General features: G+C 57.9%; 21 protein-coding genes. 11 read left to right on the top strand and 10 right to left on the bottom strand.

The features are described 5' to 3' along the window. Positions 1 to 23: 23 nt before the first annotated feature. Positions 24 to 602 (top strand): 23S rRNA (guanosine(2251)-2'-O)-methyltransferase RlmB, encoded by a 579-nt coding sequence (gene rlmB, locus HNQ65_RS18405; protein WP_184341665.1) that lies wholly within the window; start codon positions 24 to 26, stop codon positions 600 to 602. Continuing rightward, positions 572 to 1330: an NAD-dependent deacylase gene (locus tag HNQ65_RS18400; RefSeq protein WP_408004805.1), complete on the top strand. Its 759-nt coding sequence runs from the start codon at positions 572 to 574 to the stop codon at positions 1328 to 1330. Before rlmB ends, HNQ65_RS18400 begins: the two co-directional genes overlap by 31 nt. On the opposite strand, the gene HNQ65_RS18395 is transcribed toward HNQ65_RS18400, so the two are convergent. From HNQ65_RS18395 to HNQ65_RS18370, 6 genes are all read right to left on the bottom strand, one after another. Then, the gene (locus HNQ65_RS18395) at positions 1322 to 2089 is read right to left on the bottom strand and encodes a dioxygenase family protein (RefSeq protein WP_184341661.1); all 768 of its coding nucleotides are present in this window, start codon (positions 2087 to 2089) and stop codon (positions 1322 to 1324) included. The two genes, HNQ65_RS18400 and HNQ65_RS18395, sit on opposite strands and share 9 nt — an antisense overlap. Before the next feature lie 86 nt (positions 2090 to 2175). Then, positions 2176 to 3720: a hypothetical protein gene (locus HNQ65_RS18390; protein WP_184341659.1), complete on the bottom strand. Its 1545-nt coding sequence runs from the start codon at positions 3718 to 3720 to the stop codon at positions 2176 to 2178. Between the two features lie 7 nt (positions 3721 to 3727). Continuing rightward, complete coding sequence (locus HNQ65_RS18385; protein WP_184341657.1) at positions 3728 to 5053, bottom strand: right-handed parallel beta-helix repeat-containing protein; 1326 nt, start codon at positions 5051 to 5053, stop codon at positions 3728 to 3730. A gap of 24 nt (positions 5054 to 5077) precedes the next feature. Continuing rightward, complete coding sequence (locus HNQ65_RS18380) at positions 5078 to 6427, bottom strand: sugar porter family MFS transporter (protein WP_184341656.1); 1350 nt, start codon at positions 6425 to 6427, stop codon at positions 5078 to 5080. Positions 6428 to 6471: 44 nt separating this feature from the next. Then, the gene (locus HNQ65_RS18375) at positions 6472 to 8208 is read right to left on the bottom strand and encodes an endo-1,4-beta-xylanase (protein ID WP_184341654.1); all 1737 of its coding nucleotides are present in this window, start codon (positions 8206 to 8208) and stop codon (positions 6472 to 6474) included. Between the two features lie 130 nt (positions 8209 to 8338). After that, complete coding sequence (locus HNQ65_RS18370; RefSeq protein WP_184341652.1) at positions 8339 to 8755, bottom strand: c-type cytochrome domain-containing protein; 417 nt, start codon at positions 8753 to 8755, stop codon at positions 8339 to 8341. 112 nt (positions 8756 to 8867) lie between these two features. Here HNQ65_RS18370 and HNQ65_RS18365 point away from each other — a divergent pair, with 112 nt between their 5' ends. From HNQ65_RS18365 to HNQ65_RS18340, 6 genes are all read left to right on the top strand, one after another. Next, positions 8868 to 9212: a nucleotide pyrophosphohydrolase gene (locus HNQ65_RS18365; protein WP_184341650.1), complete on the top strand. Its 345-nt coding sequence runs from the start codon at positions 8868 to 8870 to the stop codon at positions 9210 to 9212. Next, positions 9209 to 10267: a 16S rRNA (cytosine(1402)-N(4))-methyltransferase RsmH gene (gene rsmH / locus HNQ65_RS18360; RefSeq protein WP_343076571.1), complete on the top strand. Its 1059-nt coding sequence runs from the start codon at positions 9209 to 9211 to the stop codon at positions 10265 to 10267. Before HNQ65_RS18365 ends, rsmH begins: the two co-directional genes overlap by 4 nt. A 59-nt stretch (positions 10268 to 10326) precedes the next feature. Beyond that, on the top strand, positions 10327 to 10548 hold the full coding sequence (locus HNQ65_RS18355; RefSeq protein ID WP_184341648.1) for an addiction module protein: 222 nt from the start codon (positions 10327 to 10329) through the stop codon (positions 10546 to 10548). A gap of 1 nt (position 10549) precedes the next feature. Continuing rightward, the gene (locus HNQ65_RS18350) at positions 10550 to 10861 is read left to right on the top strand and encodes a type II toxin-antitoxin system RelE/ParE family toxin (RefSeq protein ID WP_184341646.1); all 312 of its coding nucleotides are present in this window, start codon (positions 10550 to 10552) and stop codon (positions 10859 to 10861) included. Between the two features lie 46 nt (positions 10862 to 10907). Then, entirely contained in the window at positions 10908 to 14081 is a 3174-nt protein-coding gene (locus HNQ65_RS18345; RefSeq protein WP_184341644.1) for a LamG domain-containing protein, read from the top strand. Between the two features lie 183 nt (positions 14082 to 14264). Further along, a complete protein-coding gene (locus HNQ65_RS18340; RefSeq protein ID WP_184341642.1) occupies positions 14265 to 15383 on the top strand; it encodes a tyrosine-type recombinase/integrase in 1119 nt (372 codons plus the stop codon). Here HNQ65_RS18340 and HNQ65_RS18335 read toward each other — a convergent pair. After that, positions 15373 to 15669, bottom strand: coding sequence for a helix-turn-helix domain-containing protein (locus tag HNQ65_RS18335; protein ID WP_184341640.1), 297 nt, complete (start codon positions 15667 to 15669; stop codon positions 15373 to 15375). The two genes, HNQ65_RS18340 and HNQ65_RS18335, sit on opposite strands and share 11 nt — an antisense overlap. Positions 15670 to 15762: 93 nt before the next feature. Here HNQ65_RS18335 and HNQ65_RS18330 point away from each other — a divergent pair, with 93 nt between their 5' ends. The 3 genes from HNQ65_RS18330 (at position 15763) to HNQ65_RS18320 (ending at position 17700) form a co-directional block, all read left to right on the top strand. Then, entirely contained in the window at positions 15763 to 16320 is a 558-nt protein-coding gene (locus HNQ65_RS18330; RefSeq protein ID WP_184341638.1) for an RNA polymerase sigma factor, read from the top strand. Positions 16321 to 16322: 2 nt separating this feature from the next. Beyond that, complete coding sequence (locus HNQ65_RS18325; RefSeq protein ID WP_184341636.1) at positions 16323 to 16547, top strand: hypothetical protein; 225 nt, start codon at positions 16323 to 16325, stop codon at positions 16545 to 16547. A 103-nt stretch (positions 16548 to 16650) separates the two neighbouring features. Next, complete coding sequence (locus HNQ65_RS18320) at positions 16651 to 17700, top strand: Fic family protein (RefSeq protein ID WP_184341634.1); 1050 nt, start codon at positions 16651 to 16653, stop codon at positions 17698 to 17700. Positions 17701 to 18059: 359 nt separating this feature from the next. Here the strand turns inward: HNQ65_RS18320 and HNQ65_RS18315 are convergent, their stop codons facing one another. The 3 genes from HNQ65_RS18315 to HNQ65_RS18305 form a co-directional block, all read right to left on the bottom strand. Continuing rightward, on the bottom strand, positions 18060 to 19262 hold the full coding sequence (locus tag HNQ65_RS18315) for a tyrosine-type recombinase/integrase (RefSeq protein WP_184341632.1): 1203 nt from the start codon (positions 19260 to 19262) through the stop codon (positions 18060 to 18062). Between the two features lie 373 nt (positions 19263 to 19635). Then, positions 19636 to 19842, bottom strand: a complete 207-nt coding sequence (locus tag HNQ65_RS27015) for an AlpA family phage regulatory protein (protein ID WP_184341800.1) — start codon at positions 19840 to 19842, stop codon at positions 19636 to 19638. A gap of 55 nt (positions 19843 to 19897) precedes the next feature. Next, a complete protein-coding gene (locus HNQ65_RS18305) occupies positions 19898 to 20335 on the bottom strand; it encodes a hypothetical protein (RefSeq protein ID WP_184341630.1) in 438 nt (145 codons plus the stop codon).

Genomic DNA, 20335 nt, shown 5'->3' with positions numbered 1-20335 from the left:
GCACTGTCCGGGGACACCATACCATGCGCCCGAATCGTCCAGACCAGCCTACCGCCCGGCAGAACCGCCACGCCCGCTCTGATCACCAAGTCCATATCTATGATGAAGGAGACATTGCTGCTCTGCTGGAAGACAAATCCAATCCGCTGGTGCTGATCCTCGACTGTGTGCAGGACCCGCACAATCTAGGTGCCTGCTTGCGCACCGCTGATGCGGCCGGGGTCTGCATGGTCATCATGCCCAAGGACAAAACTGCACCCATCACGGAAACGGTGGTGCGTGTGGCCTGTGGCGGCGCGGAAAACATTCCGCTCGTTCGTGTGACCAATCTTGTGCGCACGATGGACAAGCTCAAGGAGCTGGGAATCTGGCTGGTGGGCACGGCCGATGAAGCCACCAAGAGTCTCTACGATCTCGATCTCAAAGGCGGCATCGGCATCGTCATGGGGGCCGAGGGGCCCGGCATGCGCCGCCTTACCGGAGAGCATTGCGATTTCCTCGTTAAAATACCCATGGCCGGAAAAGTCGAGTGTCTGAATGTCTCCGTGGCCACTGGCGTGTGCCTGTTCGAATGCGTTCGCCAGAGGCAGCCGAAAAAATGAGAGCAGAGCCCAACATCGTCGTGCTCACTGGAGCGGGTATGTCTGCCGAGTCTGGCGTGCCCACTTTTCGCGGCGCTGACGGGCTTTGGGAGGGGCATCATATTGAGATGGTCGCCTCGCCTGAGGGCTTTGCTCGCGATCCGGAGCTGGTGCACCGGTTTTACAATCTGCGTCGTGCGGCTCTGAACACGGTGGAGCCCAATGCGGGCCACCATGCCCTGGCGCGGCTGGAGCGTGAGTGGCGCGGCAGGTTTCTGCTGGTCACGCAAAATGTGGATGATCTGCACGAGCGCGCTGGTAGCGAAAAGCTGATCCACATGCACGGAGAGCTGCGCAAAGCGCGCTGCGAATGCTGTGGTGCAGTGATGGCATGGAACAAGGATCTAGCCTCCGGCACACGTTGCCGGGCATGTGGTGAGATCGGGGGCTTGAGACCCCACATCGTCTGGTTTGGCGAGTTCCCGTTTGAGATGGAGACGATCATGAACGTCCTGAAGAACGCCGACATCTTTCTCTGCATCGGCACCTCAGGCGTGGTTTACCCTGCGGCAGGCTTTGCCAAAGAGGCTGCGCGAAATCCGGCATGCCGTCTCGTGGAGTTCAACATCGAGAGCACGGAAATATCACGCCAGTTCCGCGAGCGAGTCATCGGCCCCGTATCCGTAGAGCTGCCCAAATTTGTGGAGCAGCTGCTGACGGACACTCACCGTCAGGCTTGGCTAAAATGAAGGGCCAAACAATGCGTCTTTGATGTCCTGATCGGCATCACGCCGTATTCTTGGCGGGCCTCCGGGGCCGCGACCACTCTGCTCTGGATCTTCGGGGGTGTGGCCGATCACGATGTCCCAAGTGCCGACGAGCTCCTTGCTTTCAGTACTCATGGGTTTGAACTCGCGAATGACGGAGAGGCGCTGCTGCTCCGTGCCCATGCTGCGCAGGATGCCGTCGCGGTCATTCTGCGGTACACCGGCGATAAAAAGCTGCGTGGTGAGCATACTCTTGCCTCCCTGCTTCACACGGATGTGCCAGTGGATCGTGCGCCCGGTGTAGAGACCGGGTTTGATCGTGCGGAAGCGGTATTCACCCTTGGCATTGGTTTCGATTTTGCCGAAGCCCTGGAAGTTTGGATCCTTTTCATTTCCCTGCTGGGCGCCACGGCTGTGGATGTAGCAGCCATTGTTGTCCGCCTGCCAGAGTTCGATCACTCCATTTTCAATCGGCTTGCCATCTGCATTCAGCAGGCGTCCGCCAAACTCGGTCACCACACCGCTTGCTGGTGCTTTTCCACCGATGATCATCGTGAGGTCATTGTCCTGATCCAGTGGCAGATGATCAGGGTAGTAGGGGCCTTCAGTGGCGCGTGGCGTGAGCGTCAGTGCCTCGGCATACACGCTGTTGGTGATGATGCCGCCGGTGGTCAGCAGCATGCTATGGAGCAGCCTGCGGCGGTTCAGCGGAATGTGAAATGGAGATGGGGATGTTTTCATGGTGCAGATGTTACGGCTGATCAAACCGAGCACGGCTTGATTGGTTGCAGCGCACATGAATTTGTTTTTGAGCAGTTGTGCGAGCCTTACGGATGAATGACCAAAGTGCGGCTCACTGGCTCGGCAGTTTGCAGCTTTGGTTCAATGCTCCGGCCCCACTGCCAGGCCACCACGGTGATCTCCACGGGTTTCTTGGCGTGGGGTGGGAGTGGTGTGAGTTGCAGTTTGTCATCGACGATTTCCGCCGGGCCTTCGCGCACATAAAAGCGTACTTTCTCGCCAGCGCTTGACCGGGCGTGGAGCTTCAAATCCGTAGCGATCGGATCAAACTCGATGGTCTGCGGCTGCCCCTGGGTGTTGCGAATCGGGATGCGCAGAAGTGCCTGCTGAACGGCGCGTTTATAATGATCATCTCCGGGGTGTTCGATCTGCAGCCAGATTTCTGAGCTGCGCATGGCGTTGTCAAAACCAAGCCGGTCAAACTTCAAGGCGAAGGTGTTTGCGTTGAGCTTTTCCACCGGCCCGCAGATGGGGGAGATGGTGATCTTATCGGTGTTATTCGGGTGAGAAATCGCAGAGTCTGCCTTGAGCTTTGTCCAGCGTTCCGGCCGCCCGGCCGGGACAGTGTCAAGAAACGCGCCTTCGAGTGTGAAAGTCAGTCCATCGCCTTTTGGATCCGGGAGCCACTGCAGCGTCACCTGCTGATGGGTGCCATTCACCTGGCCCACCACGCGTCCATTTTGTTTGCAGCCGAGAAGCTGCGGTTGTTTTCCAGTGAATGCGTTTTGAAGGAGTTCTGTCGCGAGGGCCTGTTTTTCATCAAAGCACCAGAAGGTGTCTGCGGAGTTGCTGCGGGGAGGCTGGTTCATGCGCCACCGGTCCACCAGCGCCCCTTGCTTGGTGGCATCCAGCGGGCGTTCAGGATGGAGTGCCGCCGCACGGATGTAGTCCGCCATGAAGCGAATGATTGCCTCATGATGATCAAAATGCCCGCCACCTGCATCTGCCAGCATCGACAGAGGGGCGGAGGGATGTTTGCGTCGAAAAGCCTGGGCCTTACCCGCCCGTTCCTCGGCCCATTCATATTCACCGCTGATGAAAAGCAGGGGCACGCCTGCGGCGGCGAATCCTTCAACCCATGGCTGCTTTTCTGGCCAGGACCCCTTCAGTGAAATGGCCGCCAGCGTGCGCTGCGGCAGTGCCGACGCAAAGAGGTAGGGAAATTCCGCCATGGCGGAATGCCCTACCGGAACCAGCGGGGCGGTGGCCAGTTCTGCGTAGCCTGATTTGGCAGCGAGCGTGTCTAGCACGGCCACCAGTTCGGAGGCACCTGCGGCATCCAGACTTGTGGCACCTCCCCAGGGCGGCGTGATCCAGACGATGGCAAAATTCAGCTCTGCCATGGCCTGGCGGAAAAGCGGGCTTTCTAAGACTGGGAGTTCCAGCATGTTGTGCTGTGCCAGCAAGACTCCACGCACGCGCTCACACGATGGAGGTATCCACAAAAACGCACGAGGATGTCCCTTGGTCTCCGCGCTGACTTTCGACGAGATTTCGGCAGACCACTGGTATTCCGCAGCATTCAAACGGCTGAGAAGCAGAATACACAGAAGGGTAAGAATGCGGAGCATGAAGCGATCAGCGAGTTTGAATGGCGATATCCCGGCCTTTGTTTTCCTGCACCAGACCTTGCGTGAAGATCTGGCATTTTTCGGCCTTGGCCCCGATCACAACGGGCATCGATGTGTGATTGTGCAGGATCAGGCTGCGAGCGGCGCGCTCGGAATTGGCAGTGGCGTTTTCACCCATGGAGGGTGGCGTGAAGCCGACGAGGATAGGTGCTGCATGCGCGCGGTTTTTGGATGCGGAGATCGTTACCTCATTGTTGGTGCCGTAGATGGCGGAGATCGCATGCACGTGAATGTTTTCTGCCTCAGTCGGCAGCAGTTGCACATCCACCCTGGCTTTGTCCCCCTCCACATAGAGTAGGGGGCCGTAGCGGGCATCGCCCTTGCACTTCGTCAAGACGGCACCTGTGGAAATCCAGAAGGCGCGTTCACAGGCGGTCGCGGTGCAGTTTTCCAGGCGTGGGGCGGTCTTGGTGCGCAGTTCAAAACCACCTCGCATTCGCGTGGCGGTGCAGCCGCGCAGCACCAGCCCCTGGTGGGTGTGGTAGGTGCGAAAGGCGTCCTCGCTGAGCGCTTTCATGTAACCAGGCTGAATGCGGTTGGTGCCGCTGCGGTTCGTCGCCACGCTTGCAAAGTGGTGCTCAAAGGCCATGCCCGATGTCTCCGCAAGCATCTCGTCCGTGCTGCGCATCACGCCTTCCACGTGGCAGTTCTCAAAAAGCACGTCGTTGCAGTTTTCCTGAAGGTAGAAGCCATGGCCGAATGCCTTCTGAAAAACTTTGCAGCCGATGAAACGAGATCCGCTGCCTGTGACATGCACACCACTGTGCTTGTAGCCTCCTTTGCCAAAGAGGTCTCCGTAGCCGTAAGGGCTGGAGCCTTCCACGTGGATGGTGCAGTCCCGCAGGGTGTTTCCCTGACCTGTGACACCGAGCACCGCACCGCCAAAAGCTGCTCCTTTGCCGATGCTGGTGATTGTGAGCCCGCAGATCAGGTTGTTCTTACCGCTCACCAAAAACTCATCCGTGTGAATCGGAGCGTGCAGCTTTTCACGCAACGTGGTGTCCAGTTCGATGGTTACACCACTCAGGTCAAAGTTGTTGCCGGAGCCGCTGAAAGTGAGGAACTGCCAACGGGCTTTTTTGTGGCGTTCGGGAATCGTTTTCAGCGGGATGAACTCTGCCAGCCGGTAGGTGCCCGGCTTCATTTTCACCTGCTGCCCGTTTCCGGATGCAGCCTGCTCAAGTTCGGCAAGGCTGGAGATGGTGACTGGTGTATCGGCGGCTGCAGCCATACCGATAAGTGCGAAAAGGGCGGGTGCGAAGCGGAAGATCATGGGCGGTTGGCAGTGCAGTTTGAATCACACGATGCCGAGTTGTTTTTCGATTTTTTCAAGCGGCACTCCTTTGGTCTCCGGCACCATGAGGTGCACCCACACGAGTTGCAGCGCCATCATGCCGCAGAAAAAGGTGAAGACCCAGCCCGGTGGCAGGCTGGAGACCATACGCGGAAAAAAGGTGGTCAGCAGCGCGGCAAACACCCAGTGGGTGAAGCTGCCGAGAGACTGGCCTCCTGCACGATGCTGGTCCGGAAAAATCTCCGCGATGAAAACCCAGATGACAGCCCCCTGGCCTATGGCATGAGCTGCGATGAAGGTGAAGATGCACGCAGGGACGATGGCGTAATGCTGTGTGAAAAACGCCCATGCGCACAACCCCAGGGAGGTGATGTAACCGAACGAGCCGAGGTAGAGCAGAGTGCGCCGCCCCAGGCGGTCAATGAGCCACAAACCGATGAAAGTAAAGATCAGATTGGTGATGCCGATGCCCACGGATTGCAGCAGTGCAGCTTTTGCCGCCAGGCCTGTGAGCTCAAAGATGCGCGGCGCGAAGTAGAGCACCGCGTTGATTCCGGAGAGCTGATTGAAAAAGGCGATGCTGAAAGCCAGCAGGATGGGCGCGCGCAGCCTCGAGCTCCAGAAGCCCTCGGATCTGGCGCGTCCGGCAGACGCAGCGGAGGCGATCTGATCTGCGAGCGTCTGGATCTGCCCTTCGTTCATTTCCGGCTGGATCATTCTCAGCACGGCGACACCCTGCGCACGATCATCCTTGCGTGTGAGTAGCCAGCGCGGGCTTTCAGGAATGCGGAAACACAGCAGCAGGTAAACAAGCGAAGGCGCTGCCGCCACACCGAGCATCCAGCGCCAGGCATCTGCGCCGATGCCGCCGAGGAGGTAGTTTGACAAGAAGGCGATCACGATGCCGAAGACGATGTTAAATTGGAACATGCCCGCCAGTCGTCCACGGCGCTCAGGAGGTGAAATCTCCGCAATGTAGAGCGGGGCGGCAATGGTGGAGATGCCGACACCGAGGCCGCCGATGAACCGCGCCACGATCAACGATATGACCTCGGGAGCGAGCCCTGACCAAACTGCCGAGACCAGGTACAACACCCCAACCCAGATAAGAGTCACCTTGCGCCCCCAGCGGTCCGTAGGCCAGCCGCCGATCACCGAACCGATCACTGTGCCATAAAGGGCGGAGGCCATGGCAATGCCGTGCAAAGTGTCGCTCAGCCCCCAGAGAGTCTGAATGGTCTTTTCCGCACCTGAGATGACCACGGTGTCAAAGCCGAACAAAAATCCGGCCATGGCAGAAACGAGCGACCAGAAGAAAATCGGTGCGGCGGGAGAGACAGTGACAGACTTCATGGTGTGGCGGGATACCGCCACCCATGCGTGAGAGAAGGGCGCGGTCAAGGCTCGATCCCGGGCATGGTCAGGACGGTTTTCTGTCCAGCAACGCTTACCTCATACCATCCGGGGAAGCCGCGCCATTTCACACGGCCTTTGGCGTCCGTCTGCAAAGTGACCTCCGTGCGCCACCTGCGCCCGATCCATTCTTCCAGCACTTCACCGCGTTTACGGATGCTCCAATCCTTGCTCCATGATGCCGCCTCCGGCTTCCAGTGGGAGCCTTCCCAGAAACCCCACAGCAAGAAGCTAGTGTAAGCCGGGTGGCTGAAGACTGAAATGAGCACATCGCGTGTGTAGTCCGCAGCCAGTTCTTCATCCTCCGTGGTCACGATGTCGTATTCGGTGATGGATTGATGCGGCACCACTTGGGCAAACTCGTCCGTGACCTTGAGCAAATGTTCAGGAGATGGCAGGTAGCTCTCGTGGAAGTGTGCCTGATTGCCGAGACCGGCCACGGTGAGTCCTGCTTTATTGAGCGCTTCAATATAGGCCAGCGTGTCTTCATGCTGAGGTCCCGGGCGGAACACCTGATCTTCATTGACGAAGAATGGCAGTTTCGTCAGCGAACGTGCCAGCGTGAAGACCTCACAGTCGAGTTGCTCCAGGCCTGGGCGTTTGTTCAGCATGTCGGCGCCGTTCCAGGCGATGGGGTGATTGATCACATCCCACTCGACCACGCGGTCATTCACAAAGGACAGGCGCTCCTTCACGCTGGCGAGCGTGCGGTCACGGATGACGGCGCTGTCCTTGACGTCATGCAGATTGAACGGTGTGGCCACCTGCATGAGATAATGTCCGCGCACGGAGATGTGATGCTTCGAAAGCCAGTCAAAGGCCAGGTTCAGCTCCGTGTTTCGTTTGGCTTTCCGCTGCTCGTCGAAATCTGGAGCCCAGTTGCCGTCCTTCAGGTCGTTTTCGAAGACCACGATGCTGAAGAGGCGGTCGATGATTTCGCGGTAGCGGTGGTCGTCCTCGCTTTCTCCGCTCAAACGCTTCGCCACCACGGCGGAGCCGAAGCCAAAAGCATGACGGCGCAGGCTGAGCTTGACCTCGGCATTAGCTATGGGGCCGCCGGCTTCGTCCTTCACGATCATGGAGAGGTCCGCCTTGCGGTGCTGCTCGATCCTCTCCAGCGCGGCCTTGCGCCATGGTGCATCCGGCTCGCGGCCCTCATAGGTGCGTTTGATCAGACGGGCTTTTGGGAAAGAGCTGACGTCTGCTACAGCCGGATACTTCAGCACGCGGATGCTTTCGACCTCGAGGCTTTGCTCCTTCTGCCCGCATAGCAGCACAATGGCGGCCTTCCCCTCTGGAACTGGCGCATCTGCGGTGAAGAGCACCGGCTGCTCCGTCCAGTCAGGAAAGATGGCGACACCGACCGTGCTGCCAAAGGAGGTGTAAGGTGCTGCATTCAGCTGCAGCTTGGCCAGCACCTCTCCGGTATCTGCGCTCCCGACACTTCGTGCTTTGATGATCGCCAGCACGTTTTCGCCTTTCGCTATCCCACCGGCGATGGGGGCCGTGAACTGTGCTGTATAAGCCTTTGCTGCATCCGGTTTGGTGATGGTGATGCGCCTGCCTGTCTGCAGATCCTCAGCTTTTCCTGCCGCCGCAGATGCGGATGCAGCCAGGGATGTCTCTCCACGAATATCAGCACCGCCGGGCGGGATCTCCTGAGCCAGCGGTTGGCAAAGCGGAATCAGTGATAGGACGGTCAGCAGGCCCAGGAGTTTCATGGTAAACTGCATCTACCTCTGGTGAGGCCAGATTCAAGCCACACCCGTTGACGGCGTCAGCAGCGCACGGAGCCTGCATCTGCTTCCTGCAAGAGTCCCGCCTTGGAATGGTTGTCAGCACGCGAGGAGATTATTTCCCGGGTTTCTTATGCTGGGCACTGATCGCCCCGTCTTTGCCCTCGGGCCACTGAGCTCCCTCATTGATCCACTGGCGGATGAGCTGGATCTCATCCTTGGGAATGCGGTGGCCGGTGGCGGGCATGGCCTTCTTGTCCTTGGGCGGCAGGGTCAGCACAAGGTAGAGCATGCTTTTGTCAGCATTCTTTGGATGGATCACCGGGCCTGCCTTACGCTTTTCAAAGGCAAGGGCGCGCGACTGAAGGTTCAGCTCTCCCAGCAGGGTCTCGGAGTTGTGGCACTCCACGCAGCGGTCAGCGAGGATCGGCTTGATCTGTTTCACAAAATCCACCGGTGTATCTCCGACGGCCTTGAGGGTGGTGAAGGCGGCGAAGCCGCAGGCGAGAGCAAGGATGCGGTGAATTTTCATAGGATGATCTTCTTTAAATTACGGCGGACTGTCCAGCACGTCTTGCGACTGAATGAGCGCTTCTTGTCTTCTTCCGGGTTGCCGGGGGGGACGCGTGCCTGCATCATGCCGCATGACCATCGAAGAAATCACCGCCCGCATCTGCGCGTTTCGTGACGCCCGGGACTGGATGCAATTTCACAACCCCAAGGAGCTGGCGGTTGCCATCACGGCCGAGGCCGGGGAGCTGCTGCAGCACTTTGTCTGGCAGCAGCCGGGGCAGATCGAGAAGCGCGTGAAGGAGAAAATGCCGGAGCTCAAGGACGAGATGGCTGATGTGGGCATTCTGCTCTTTGAGCTGGCGCATAATCTGGGTGTGGATCTCGGTCAGGCCATGCTCGACAAGATCGAGCGAAATGAAACGCGCTATCCTGTGGCCAAGGCGAAGGGATCGAACGCCAAATACAACGAGCTGTGAGCGAATCTGAAGTCCCAGAATCTGCACCGGCACCCACGCCGCATCGTCGTCGTCCGCGCTACTCCGGCAAAAATCCTCGGCGCTTTGAGCACAAGTACAAGGAGCTGAATCCTGAGCGTTACGCCGAGACCATCGCCAAGGTTCGAGCTTCGGGCAAAACCCCAGCAGGGCAGCACGTGCCTATTTTGCTGAATGAGATCATGCAGATCCTGGCGGTAAAGCCTGGGGAGCGTGCGGTGGACTGCACGCTCGGCTATGGCGGCCATGCCAGCGCTTTGCTCAAAGCCGTGCAGCCCGGCGGGACATTGCTGGCCCTCGATCAGGATCCCATCGAGATCGTGCGTACAGAAGCAAGGCTGCGCGCTACCGGCTGTGAGGAGTCCGCGCTCGTGGTGAAACGCATGAATTTTGCGGGTCTCCAGCGCGCGCTTGGCGAGGTGGGCTGGAGCGACGGGGCTGATGTGCTGCTGGCTGACCTCGGATGCTCCTCCATGCAGTTCGACAATCCCTCCCGTGGCTTCAGCTTCAAGCATGACGGCCCTCTGGACATGCGCATGAACCCGCAACGCGGTGTGTCTGCGCGCGAGATGCTGCACAAGCTTACGGCGGAAAAACTAACCGCGATCCTGTCAGAAAATGCCGATGAGCCGCATGCCAGGCTGCTCGCGCAGGCGCTGGCTGGGGAGGATGTGGCTACCACGCGCACGCTAGCCGAGGCCGTGCGCCGGGTGCTGCCATATCGCATGGACGAAGAAGAGCGTGAGGCCACCGTGCGCCGGGTCTTCCAGGCCCTGCGCATTGCGGTCAATGAAGAGTTCACCGCACTAGACACCTTTCTACGTCAGCTGCCCGCCTGCCTGCGCCCCGGCGCACGTGTGGCCATCCTGACCTTCCATTCTGGCGAGGACCGTCGGGTGAAGCACCTCTTTCGTGAAGGCCTGCGCAGCGGCCTTTTCAGTGCCGCCAATGACGAGGTGATCCGCCCCTCTTCCGAGGAGACACGCAGCAATCCACGTGCGGCCCCCGCGAAGCTGAGATGGGCGGTGAAGGGGTGAATGCCGATCGTTGCTGAAATCTAGGTTGAGGCAAAGCGATGCAGGTTTAGAATAAGGGCATGATTGCTGAGACCATTCCTCAACTTAGTTCCATGCGTCCTCAGGAGAAGCTGGAGCTAATGGCAGAGCTATGGGAAGACGTACTACAGCACGAAGCCGAAATCGATGATCCTCCCGGGGTTGCAAGTATTTTGGCTGAAAGGCTCGCCAACTATCATGCCGGTGCAGATTCTGGCAAAAGCTGGGAGCAGGTTCGCTCTTTGATCCAAGGCCGCCATTGAGGTGAAGATTCCAGTGGTCATTCTTGCTGGTGCGGAATCTGATATTCAGCATATTTACAACCGCCTTTCCGATCAGCGCGATGGAGCCGGTGACGACTTCATGGAGCAACTCGGCGGTGTCATCCGGCAGCTGGAGATTTTTCCACAGTCAGCACCGCAGCGTATGCTGGGATTTCGCCGCGCTCTAGTTCCGGGCTATGTCTATGGCCTGTATTACCAAATCGAGCCCAGAGGCATCATGGTGCACTTGATTGCGGATTTGCGGCAGGACCCTGACATGCTGCTTCAGAAGCTGCGGGAAAGGCTGGAGTAGCACTTGTTTGAAAGACTGCACCTGGATGAAGGCTTTGTTTCGTCTCATGCTTCACTCTGTCCGTTCCCTCATCGCCAGTACATTGTTGATTTCCTCCGGGGCTCACGCAGCACTTCAGGAAACCTGGGAAACGGGTTACGCCAAGGATGACGCCACCGGGGCGCAGGTGCTAGGCTGCTGGAAGTTTGATGAAGAGTCGAAGGATGTGACACTTCATGGAGCGGCCCTCAATCCCGCTGGAAAATTTGGCGGAGCCTTGGAGTCCTTTCCAGGATTTCCCGTTGAGGACAAGAGACATGCGGCGGTTGTGGCAGTGAAGCCGGTGAAGGGGGCCTTTACCCTGGAAATGTGGATTAAGCCAAAGGCGGCCTTTGAACCCCGGCTGCGCTGCTTCCTGCTGGACAAGAAGTATGTCGATCACACGGACTACCAGTGGCAAATCGGCGATGCTGACAAAGCCGGTCTGCGTCGCATGTGGGTGACGCTGGGGTTTGGCGCAGAGTCAAAGACCATCTACTCCCTGCCGTTCAAGCTGGAGACGGATGTGTGGCAGCACGTGGCCTTCACCTATGACGGGACAGGAGAGGGCAAGTTCTATCGCAATGGCGTGGCGGCGGGTGGATCAAAGCTCGCAGGCTTTGGTGCCGTGGCACCCGGCACCAAGCCGCTGAGCATCGGCGACCGCCTGGGTAGCAACTACGGTGGCTTTCCAGGATTCATTGATGAAGTGCGCATCTGCGAAGGAGTGCTGAATTTCGAGCGTGTGTCCTTGGAGATCGCCACCGGGCGCCGTGTGTGGCGGCGCATGGAGACAGCCAGGCCGGTGGAGATCATCTGCACTAACCTGCGCCGTGAGACCTTAAGGGCTGCCAAGCTCAAAACCAGCCTCGGCGGTCGAAGCGAGGACTTCATCATTCCAGATCTAGCTCCAGGAAAAAGCTTCACCGCCAAATACGCGCTCAACACCGCCCTCAAGCCCGACGAGTATGAGCTGCGTGTGCGCTTCGAGGCGGGTGACTACGCTACCGAGCAGGCGGCTTCGTTGAAAATCGTGCCGCGTGTGCCGGAGCGCATGCCGGTCATCATGTGGGGGGCGGATGGCGATGAAATGGTCCGGCTCAAAGACATCGGATTCACGCATTTTATCGGGCTGGGGGCAGACTACGGCGAGATGTGGCAACAGAAAAAGGTCGTCCCGCCAGCCAAGCTGGAGGTGATTGCCAAAAAGCGTGACATGCTGGATCAGGCGCTGGCCAACGGCTTGGAGGTCATCGCCAGCCTCTCACCAGGGCGCGCACTCGAGTCCGAGGAAAAAAATCTGCGCATCGGCCGCGATGGGAAGCCCTATGCACGTCCGGACATCTGCGCCTCGCTGCCGGACTTTGCCTCCTTCTTCCAGGTAGTGGGCATGAGCGTGGCCAAGGCCTATGGCGATCATCCTGCCTTCACCACCACGCTGATCAATTCCGAAGTCCGCGACAACACCCAGGTGAGCTTCAACTCGGTGGATGTTGAAGCTTACAAGAAGTTTGCCGGCACAGACATCCCCGCCGAGGTTTCTGCCAAGTGGGGCGTGGACTGGACCAAGCTGAAGGACTTTCCGGCAGACCGCGTCGTCGCCGACGACCACCCCATTTTGAAATACCTGCGCTGGTTCTGGACGGTGGGGGATGGCTGGAACGGTCTGCACACCGCCTTGCACAAAGGCGTGAAAAGCAGCCGTGGCTGGACCTTCTTTGACCCCGCTGTGCGGCAGCCGAGCATCAGCGGCGCGGGTGGCGCGGTGGATGTGCTCTCGCACTGGACCTACACCTATCCAGATCCACAAAAAATAGGCATGTGCGCCGACCAGCTCTTTGCCATGAGCGCGGCCAGCGGCAAAAATCAGCGCGTGATGAAGATGACGCAGCTCATCTGGTACCGCTCACAGACCGCACCGATCGGCAGCAAGGCACCCGGAGAGGTGGTGGCCTGGCAGGACCACGATCCGGACGCGGCCTACATCACCATAGCGCCGATGCATTTGAAGGAAGCACTTTGGACGAAGATCGCGCGGCCCGTGCAGGGCATCATGTATCATGGGTGGCAGTCGCTCGTGCCCACAGACAGCCCCGGCGGCTACCGCTTCACCAATCCAAATACCGCTCCCGTGCTCAAGCAGCTCATTCACGATGTGATCGAGCCGCTTGGACCCGCGCTGATGGCCATTCCCGATGAGCGCAGCGAGGTGGCTTTCCTGGAAAGTTTCACCTCGCAGATGTTCGCCCGGCGTGGCAGTTACGGAAACAACACCGACTGGGCCGCAGACGTGTGGCTGGCGCTGCAGCATGCGCATGTGCAGACGGACATGCTCTATGAGGAGACTCTGCTCAAGAACGGCCTCAGCGGGCGCAAGGTGCTCGTCATGCCGTATTGCGACGTGCTGACCAAATCTGTGGTCACACGCATTCAGGACTGGCAGAAAAAAGGCGGCAAGATCGTGGCGGATGAATTTATCTGCCCGGGACTCAAGCCGGACTTTGTGCTGCCGAGCTTCAAACGCGTGAAGAAGGCCGACGTGGACAAGACCAAGGTGCTCGAAATGGCGCAGACGGTGAGCGGCTTCTCGCTGCCGCAGAAGGCCATGTGCGACAATCCCGAGATCATCGTGCGCACGCGCAAATTTGGAGATGCCACCTATGTCTTTGTCGTGAATGACAAACGCGAATACGGCACCTATGTGGGCCAGCATGGCCTGGTGATGGAAAATGGCCTGCCTTCCAGTGGCGTGGTTAGCTTGAAAATGGACGCCGCCAATGTCTATGAACTCACAGGCACGCAGTTCATCGTTCCCAAGCGCGGCCCGGATGGCACGCTGAGCTGGCCTGTCGATCTCGGGCCGTGTGACGGCCGTATCTTCATGGTCATGCCAAAGCCACTGCTCGGCCTGAAGCTCGATGTCCCGGAAAATGCCATTGCCGGCAATAAAGGCAAAATCTCCGTTAGCATCACCACCACTCAAGATGCTCCTACCAAAGCCGTGGTGCCCGTGCGTGTCGATGTCCGCGATGCGAGCGGAAAATCCACCGAAGGCAGCGGCTTTTACGCAGCTGAAAACGGCATCGTCGAAGTCAGCCTGGACATCGCTCCCAATGAAGACTCGGGCACCTGGGAGATCCGCGTCAAAGAATTGGCCAGCGGCATGGAGGCTCGGAAGTGGATGCGGGTGACTTCCAAATAATGACCTTCTTTGAAGGTGGTGCGCGGAGAGGGATTCGAACCCCCGACCAACTCGGTGTAAAAGGATTGCTCTACATAGCGGAATGAGGCGCTAAAATCCTCAAATTACCAAGGGAAACGCAAGAATCAGGGTTAAGCGGAAAATAAATGTTGCCCCCGTTTGTTACCCCGATTAACTTCCGGCATGAAATCGAAGGATTCTGTTGCCCCCAAGACCACCCTCCAAAGCCTCTCGAAAATCCCCGGCTTTCCCGGTCTTTACCGCCACGAAAACGGCAGCTACTACGGCAAGAAGAAGATACGGGGCGTCAAGAAAGTGGTCGCACTGACCACGCCGGAAGGGCAGAACATCTCAGATCGCAAGTGGGCGGAAAAGGCATTCAAGGCATGGGTTGAAAAGCTGGAGAACCCGCCACCCGCCAACGCGCAAATGCCGTTCGGCGATTTGCTCCAGAAGCTCAAAGACTCGCTCAAGGGAAAGAGCGAGGCAACGCAGGACAAAATGGATTGGGTCCGGCGTGGCTTCGAGATGGACTACCCGGAGTTTCTGAAAAAGCCGATTGAATCAATCAAGCCGTCCGACATTTCGGACTTCTTGGGAAGGCGTTCCAAAAAGCTCGGAGCACTCGCTTACAACGACATGAGCCGCATCGTGAAGAACGCCTTCGAGCTGGCTTTGCACGACGGCGATATTTCGGAAACCCCGTATGACAAGGTTCCCAAATCCATCCGCCGCAAGAAGGCGAACCGCGCTCCTGCGCAGGTTCCCACCGTCGAGCAGTGCCAGGAGATTTGTGACCATGTTCGCAGCCGCCCGTTTTCCGACACGGCGGAACGCTCGGCGGACATGCTGGAATTCATGCACAAGGCCGCTCTTGGAACAGCAGAGTGCATTTATGCAGACTGGCAGAAAGTGAACTGGCAGGGCGGCTACATCGAGGTGAAGCGCCAGAAGACCGGCGCTTATTTCCGTGTCCCGATCTACGACCACTTGAAGCCCTTTCTCCTCGATTTGCACGAGCGGCAGGGCAAGCCAGCCTCAGGGCCGCTCTTCTCGATCCTGTCGCCCAAGCAAGCGCTTTACAACGCCTGCACGCGCCTTGGATTCCCCGCCTACTCGCCGATTGATTTCCGCAAGGCTCGCATCACATGGTTTCTCCGCAAAGGGGTAGCAGCGGAGGCAATCGCCAAATGGCAGGGGCACCGCGATAATGGCGTTCTGATTCGCCGCACCTATTCATGGGTCATCTCAGACTCAGACAATGCCTATGAGCAGGAACAGCTCTCAAAACTCAAAGCGTAGCCTTTGCCAAGGCTTCAACGTCTTCCCTTGGAATCCGCACCAGCGCCGTCAGTGGACTGCGGCGCAAAAGTTTGCGCTCAATGAACCTGCTCACCGTCTTTTGAGACACGCCAAGAATCTCGGCGCTTTCTTTGAGCGAAAGGCATTTTCTGACAGACGGCCTCGCGGCTTTTCTGAGGGTCGCTATTTCGGCTTCCAGCGTGCTCACGCGCTGGACCAAACCGGGCAGCGCAGCAATGGCTTGAGCCAGAATCAGAGGGTCTTGAGTGGAGGCGAGCATTTCCATTTGCCGTTCAGTCCGGTCCCAGCCCCGAATCCGAACAGACGTTTTCAAAAACATTTGCGCGGTGAAATCGCGGCTTCTAGCCTGCAATGAACAATGGATGACCTGCTAAAACTTGTCCGCACCTACCGGCTGACAACTGGACTGGCCGAGCGGCTCCGACTCGCGGAAGACATCTTCCGCCAGATCGAGCCGGACTTGCGGTTTTTCGTCTTCAAAGCGCTTTACTCATCTTCTGCTGATGACGTGCTTCAGGAAGTTTTGAAGGCCGTTGCCATGTCGCTTGGCAAGTTCAACGGCGACAGCAAAAGCGAGTTTTGGGCGTGGTGCTATCGTATTGCCCGCAACAAGATTGCCGATCAACAGCGACGCGAAGCGAACGACCGGATGCAGCCGATGTCACACCATGAACTCGCAGAGCTGATTGAAGCGTCTGCGCAGGATGCGCCCCTGTCGCATCAAGACAGGCATGATCTTGATTATGCAATGAAGCTGCTCACCCGCTCCAAACCCGAATGCTACGAATACCTTTGGAAGCACTTCGTTTTCGGACTGGCTTACGCCGAAATTGCCGAACAGCAGAACCTCAGCTACGATAACGTCAGAATGCGAATTGGACGCTGCTTGGAAGAAGCTAAATCACTTGTTGCCTGACCATGCCACAGCCACCCACAGAAGCAGAACTCGCGCTCGAAAAGCTGGGCCAGCGGCTCCGCGCCGGATTTGCAAAGCAACATCCCGCACAGAGCCTTGATACCGTGCGCGAGGCAGTCAGGGAGCAATACGAGCAGGAGCAGGACGCCGCACGCCAGAGCAAGCCAAAGGCCGACGTGGCAAAAGGCCAGGAGCGCCAGCCGCCCGAACCGGAAGCAGACCGCTAAACGGAAAATCAATCGCTTACGGGCGGATATGGGTGTTTGTGGGTGCTCTTTTGGATGGACTTTTGGGTGTTTATGGGTGTATATTCGGGTGTAGGAGGTTCCCATGCTGAAAACCGATGCCATTCAGATCACGCCCGAATTGCTGGCGCTGATTGCCGAAATTGACGAGTTCAAAGGCGCTTGGCGTGCCCTTGGCACGCTTGCCCCTGAACGCTTGAAGGCACTGCGCCACGTTGCGACCATTGAGAGCATCGGTTCTTCCACTCGCATTGAGGGCAGCAAACTCACCGACCGTGAGGTCGAGCGGCTGCTTGCCAATCTGGAAATCAAGAAGTTCGACACTCGCGACGAGCAGGAAGTCGCTGGCTATGCCGAGGTCATGGAAACCATCTTCCATGCTTGGCAAGACATCCCCATCACCGAGAACCACATCAAGCAGCTTCACCGCGACCTTCTGCGCTACAGCGAGAAGGACGAGCGGCATCGCGGCGAATACAAAACGCTTTCCAACAGCGTCGCCGCCTTCGATGAGAACGGCAAGCAGATCGGCATTGTGTTCGAGACAGCCACGCCGTTCGATACACCGCGCCTCATGGCCGAGCTTGTCGCTTGGCTGAACGAGGCTCGCGAGTTGAAGCGCACGCACCCGCTGCTGGTTGTTGCTGTCTTTGTCGTGGTGTTCTTGGAAATCCATCCCTTCCAAGATGGCAATGGCCGCTTGAGCCGCATTCTGACCACCCTGCTACTGTTACAGGCTGGCTACGCCTATGTGCCTTACAGTTCGCTGGAGAGCGTCATTGAGAACAGCAAAGAGGGCTACTATCTCGGTCTTCGCCAGACACAGGGAACCATCCGCACCGACGCGCCCAACTGGCAGCCTTGGCTGCTGTTCTTTCTGCGTGCTTTGCAGCAGCAGAAACGCCGCTTGGCAACGAAGGTTGAGCGCGAAAAGATTGTCATGGCCGCCCTGCCAGAACTGGCCGTGCAGATCATCGACCATGCAAGGCAGCATGGCCGCGTGACAATGGGCGACATCATCAAGGTGACTGGAGCAAGCCGGAACACGCTCAAGGAGCATTTCCGGCACTTGCTGGAGCAAGGCCATTTGGTCAAGCACGGGGCAGGCAAGGGCACATGGTATGCCCTACCGTGACAAGAGCGCCCAGCACGCAGCCGAGTGCCCGCAACACTAGCGTTTGCGGCGCTTGGTGCTGACTACTGCAACGCATGAAGCAATCAGTTGAGCTATTGAACTGATGAGAAGTGCGAGTTCGCCGATGGTCATGTTGTCCTCCTTGCTGCTGCCCGCCTTGATTGGCGTGACGCGAGCGAGGCCAAAAGCCAGGTTAAGCGAGGGAGCGGGAAAGGCCGCGCAGCGCCAACGGGGCGAAACTGCACAAGCACAGCGCGGAAGTGAACAGCCTTGAACGCACTCGTGTCTGGCTAATCATTCTCGCAGTCACCACCACAAAAGGCGGGGCGAGGGGGGCATCATCCAAGCGACGAAACCGCTCACTTTTTCGGTTTCTTGGGCGATTTATTCTTGGCTGCTTCGTCCAAGTAGTCAGCCCACCATTGCATCATTTTCCGGCGCTCCGGCAAGTATTGGGCGTGATTGTAAGCAGCGCGAACCTTGTTCCGCTCGCAGTGGGCGAGCTGGCGTTCGATCAAGTCGGGCTGAAAGCCGTTTTCATTGAGAATCGTGCTGGCCGTCGCTCTGAAGCCGTGACCTGTGGTCCGGCTGTGATAGCCCATCCGGTAGAGGGCATAGAGCATCGTGTTCTCAGACATGAAGGTCTTGGGGTTGTTCTGATTGGGGAAGACGTGCTCCCGGTGTCCCGTTAGCTTTTGTAGTTCCTTCAGGACCGCGATTGCCTGCCGCGAGAGCGGCACAATATGCGGGTCTTTCATTTTCATGCGCTCCGCTGGAATACGCCAATCAGCATTTTCAAAGCTGATTTCCTTCCAAAGAGCACCGCGCAGCTCAGTGGTGCGAACGAAGGTAAGTAGTAGAAAACGGAGGGCCAGCGTGGTTTGCGGCTCGCCTTGGTAGGCGGCCAGCTTTTCCAAATACTCCGGCAGTTGGTTGGCATCCAAGTAGGCATGATGCTTCCTGACCGGTGCCTTGAGCGCTCCGCGCAAGTCTGTCACCGGGTTGCGCTCTGCCCGCCCCGTGGTCACGGCGTAGCGGAAGACTTGTGCGCATGTCTGCATCATGCGTTGAGCCATATCCAAAGCCCCGGCCTTCTCGATGACTCGAAGGGCGTCCAAAACATCAAGCGAGGTGATGTCGGCGATAGGCTTCTTGCCAAACTTCGGGAAGAGATGTGTTTCGAGGCGATTGATTACATCGCGGGCATAGCGGGGGTTCCACTCATGAAGATGCTGTTCGTGATACTCACGGGCCACAGACTCGAAATCGCTCTCCACTTTGGAGCGGAGGCGCTGCTTGGCTTCCTTCTTCTTTTCGCCGGGATCTATGCCAGCAGACAAGGCTTTCCGCGCCTTGTAGTGCAGTTCCCTGACCTCGGCGAGGCTCACTTCAGGGTAAGAACCGAGCGCGAGGAGCTTTTCCTTACCCCCAAACCGATACTTGTATCGCCACCATTTGCTGCCGTTCGGCTGGACGAGCAGGAACAACCCGCCGCCATCTGACAGTTTGAAAGGCTTGCTCTGCGGCTTAGCACTGCGAATCGCAGTGTTTGTGAGAGGCATGGGGGTAACTCCTGCACAAGTGGGGGTAACTGCATAAAATGTTACCCCCATTCGCACGCGAATGTCAACGATTCGGTGCGAACGCCAGCGAACCATGCGCTGCGTCTGAGTGGCTGTTTTGCTCGATTTTTCGGACGTTAACGGCCCCTGCCGTTTGAAGAGATGGTCGGGGAGATAGGATTCACATCATCGCGCCAACCACTTGTTAAACTTGTTCAATTAACGATGTGGAAAACTCGTTTACCCCTATATTTACCCCCGTTTGATTGAAGCTGTGTCGCAGGATTCTTATCAATCCTGCGCGGGGAAAAACGAGCTGAAAAAATTTGTAACAGAATTCACAAAAAAGGGCAATCGAAACACCAGCCACTCATCAATGCCGTGTAGCGGATTGTTCCGAGAGTGCCTTTATCAGCTCGTGAATGTCTTCCGCTCTCCATGCGGTGCAGCGTTCCGTCAACTTGATTGGCTTGGGGAAACGCCCCGACTTCACGCCCTCCCACCAGCACGTCTTGCCGATGGGAATCACGTTTAACACCTGAGAGAGCCGGACAAAGCCGGTTTCAGGAATGCCGTTCATCATAACCTACCTCTTTCTTTACCTCATAAGCCTCATTTCAAAACACGCTTCAAGCCTAGTGAACCGTCTTCTTGCCTCTCTCGCTGTCGGCAATGGACGGCCCGCTCTCCTGAACGATCACCTCGATTGACTCAATAAACGGAGCCTTGTCGTCTTTGGGCATTTGCCACCTGTCAGGGTCGAACTCCTGAATGAAATCGGCAGTGCCCATTTCCAAAGCCATCACCACGCTCTGGAGATTCTTTCCCCTGACAAGCACCATCAGGAAGGTGAACACCAAGACAAAGTTGGTCCCATAGGGGCCGTCGTAAACAATGTCGAGCAGGTAGGCATAGCCCGGCGAGCGCGTCGGGTCGTTTGCCCGCCTGATCTTGAGGCGGTCCACTTTGTCTTTGGCGTCGAAAGCCACGTACTCGTCGGAACCTTTTGGGGGCGGCGTGTCCGCCGTCGTTCCGGGTGGCTTTTTGCGAAACTGTGCAAGAGGGTCGTTCAT

It is taken from the genome of Prosthecobacter vanneervenii, from assembly GCF_014203095.1.
Lineage (GTDB): Bacteria > Verrucomicrobiota > Verrucomicrobiia > Verrucomicrobiales > Verrucomicrobiaceae > Prosthecobacter > Prosthecobacter vanneervenii.
The sequence above is the reverse complement of the archived record's forward strand: the minus strand, read 5'-3'. Positions and strand labels throughout refer to the sequence as shown.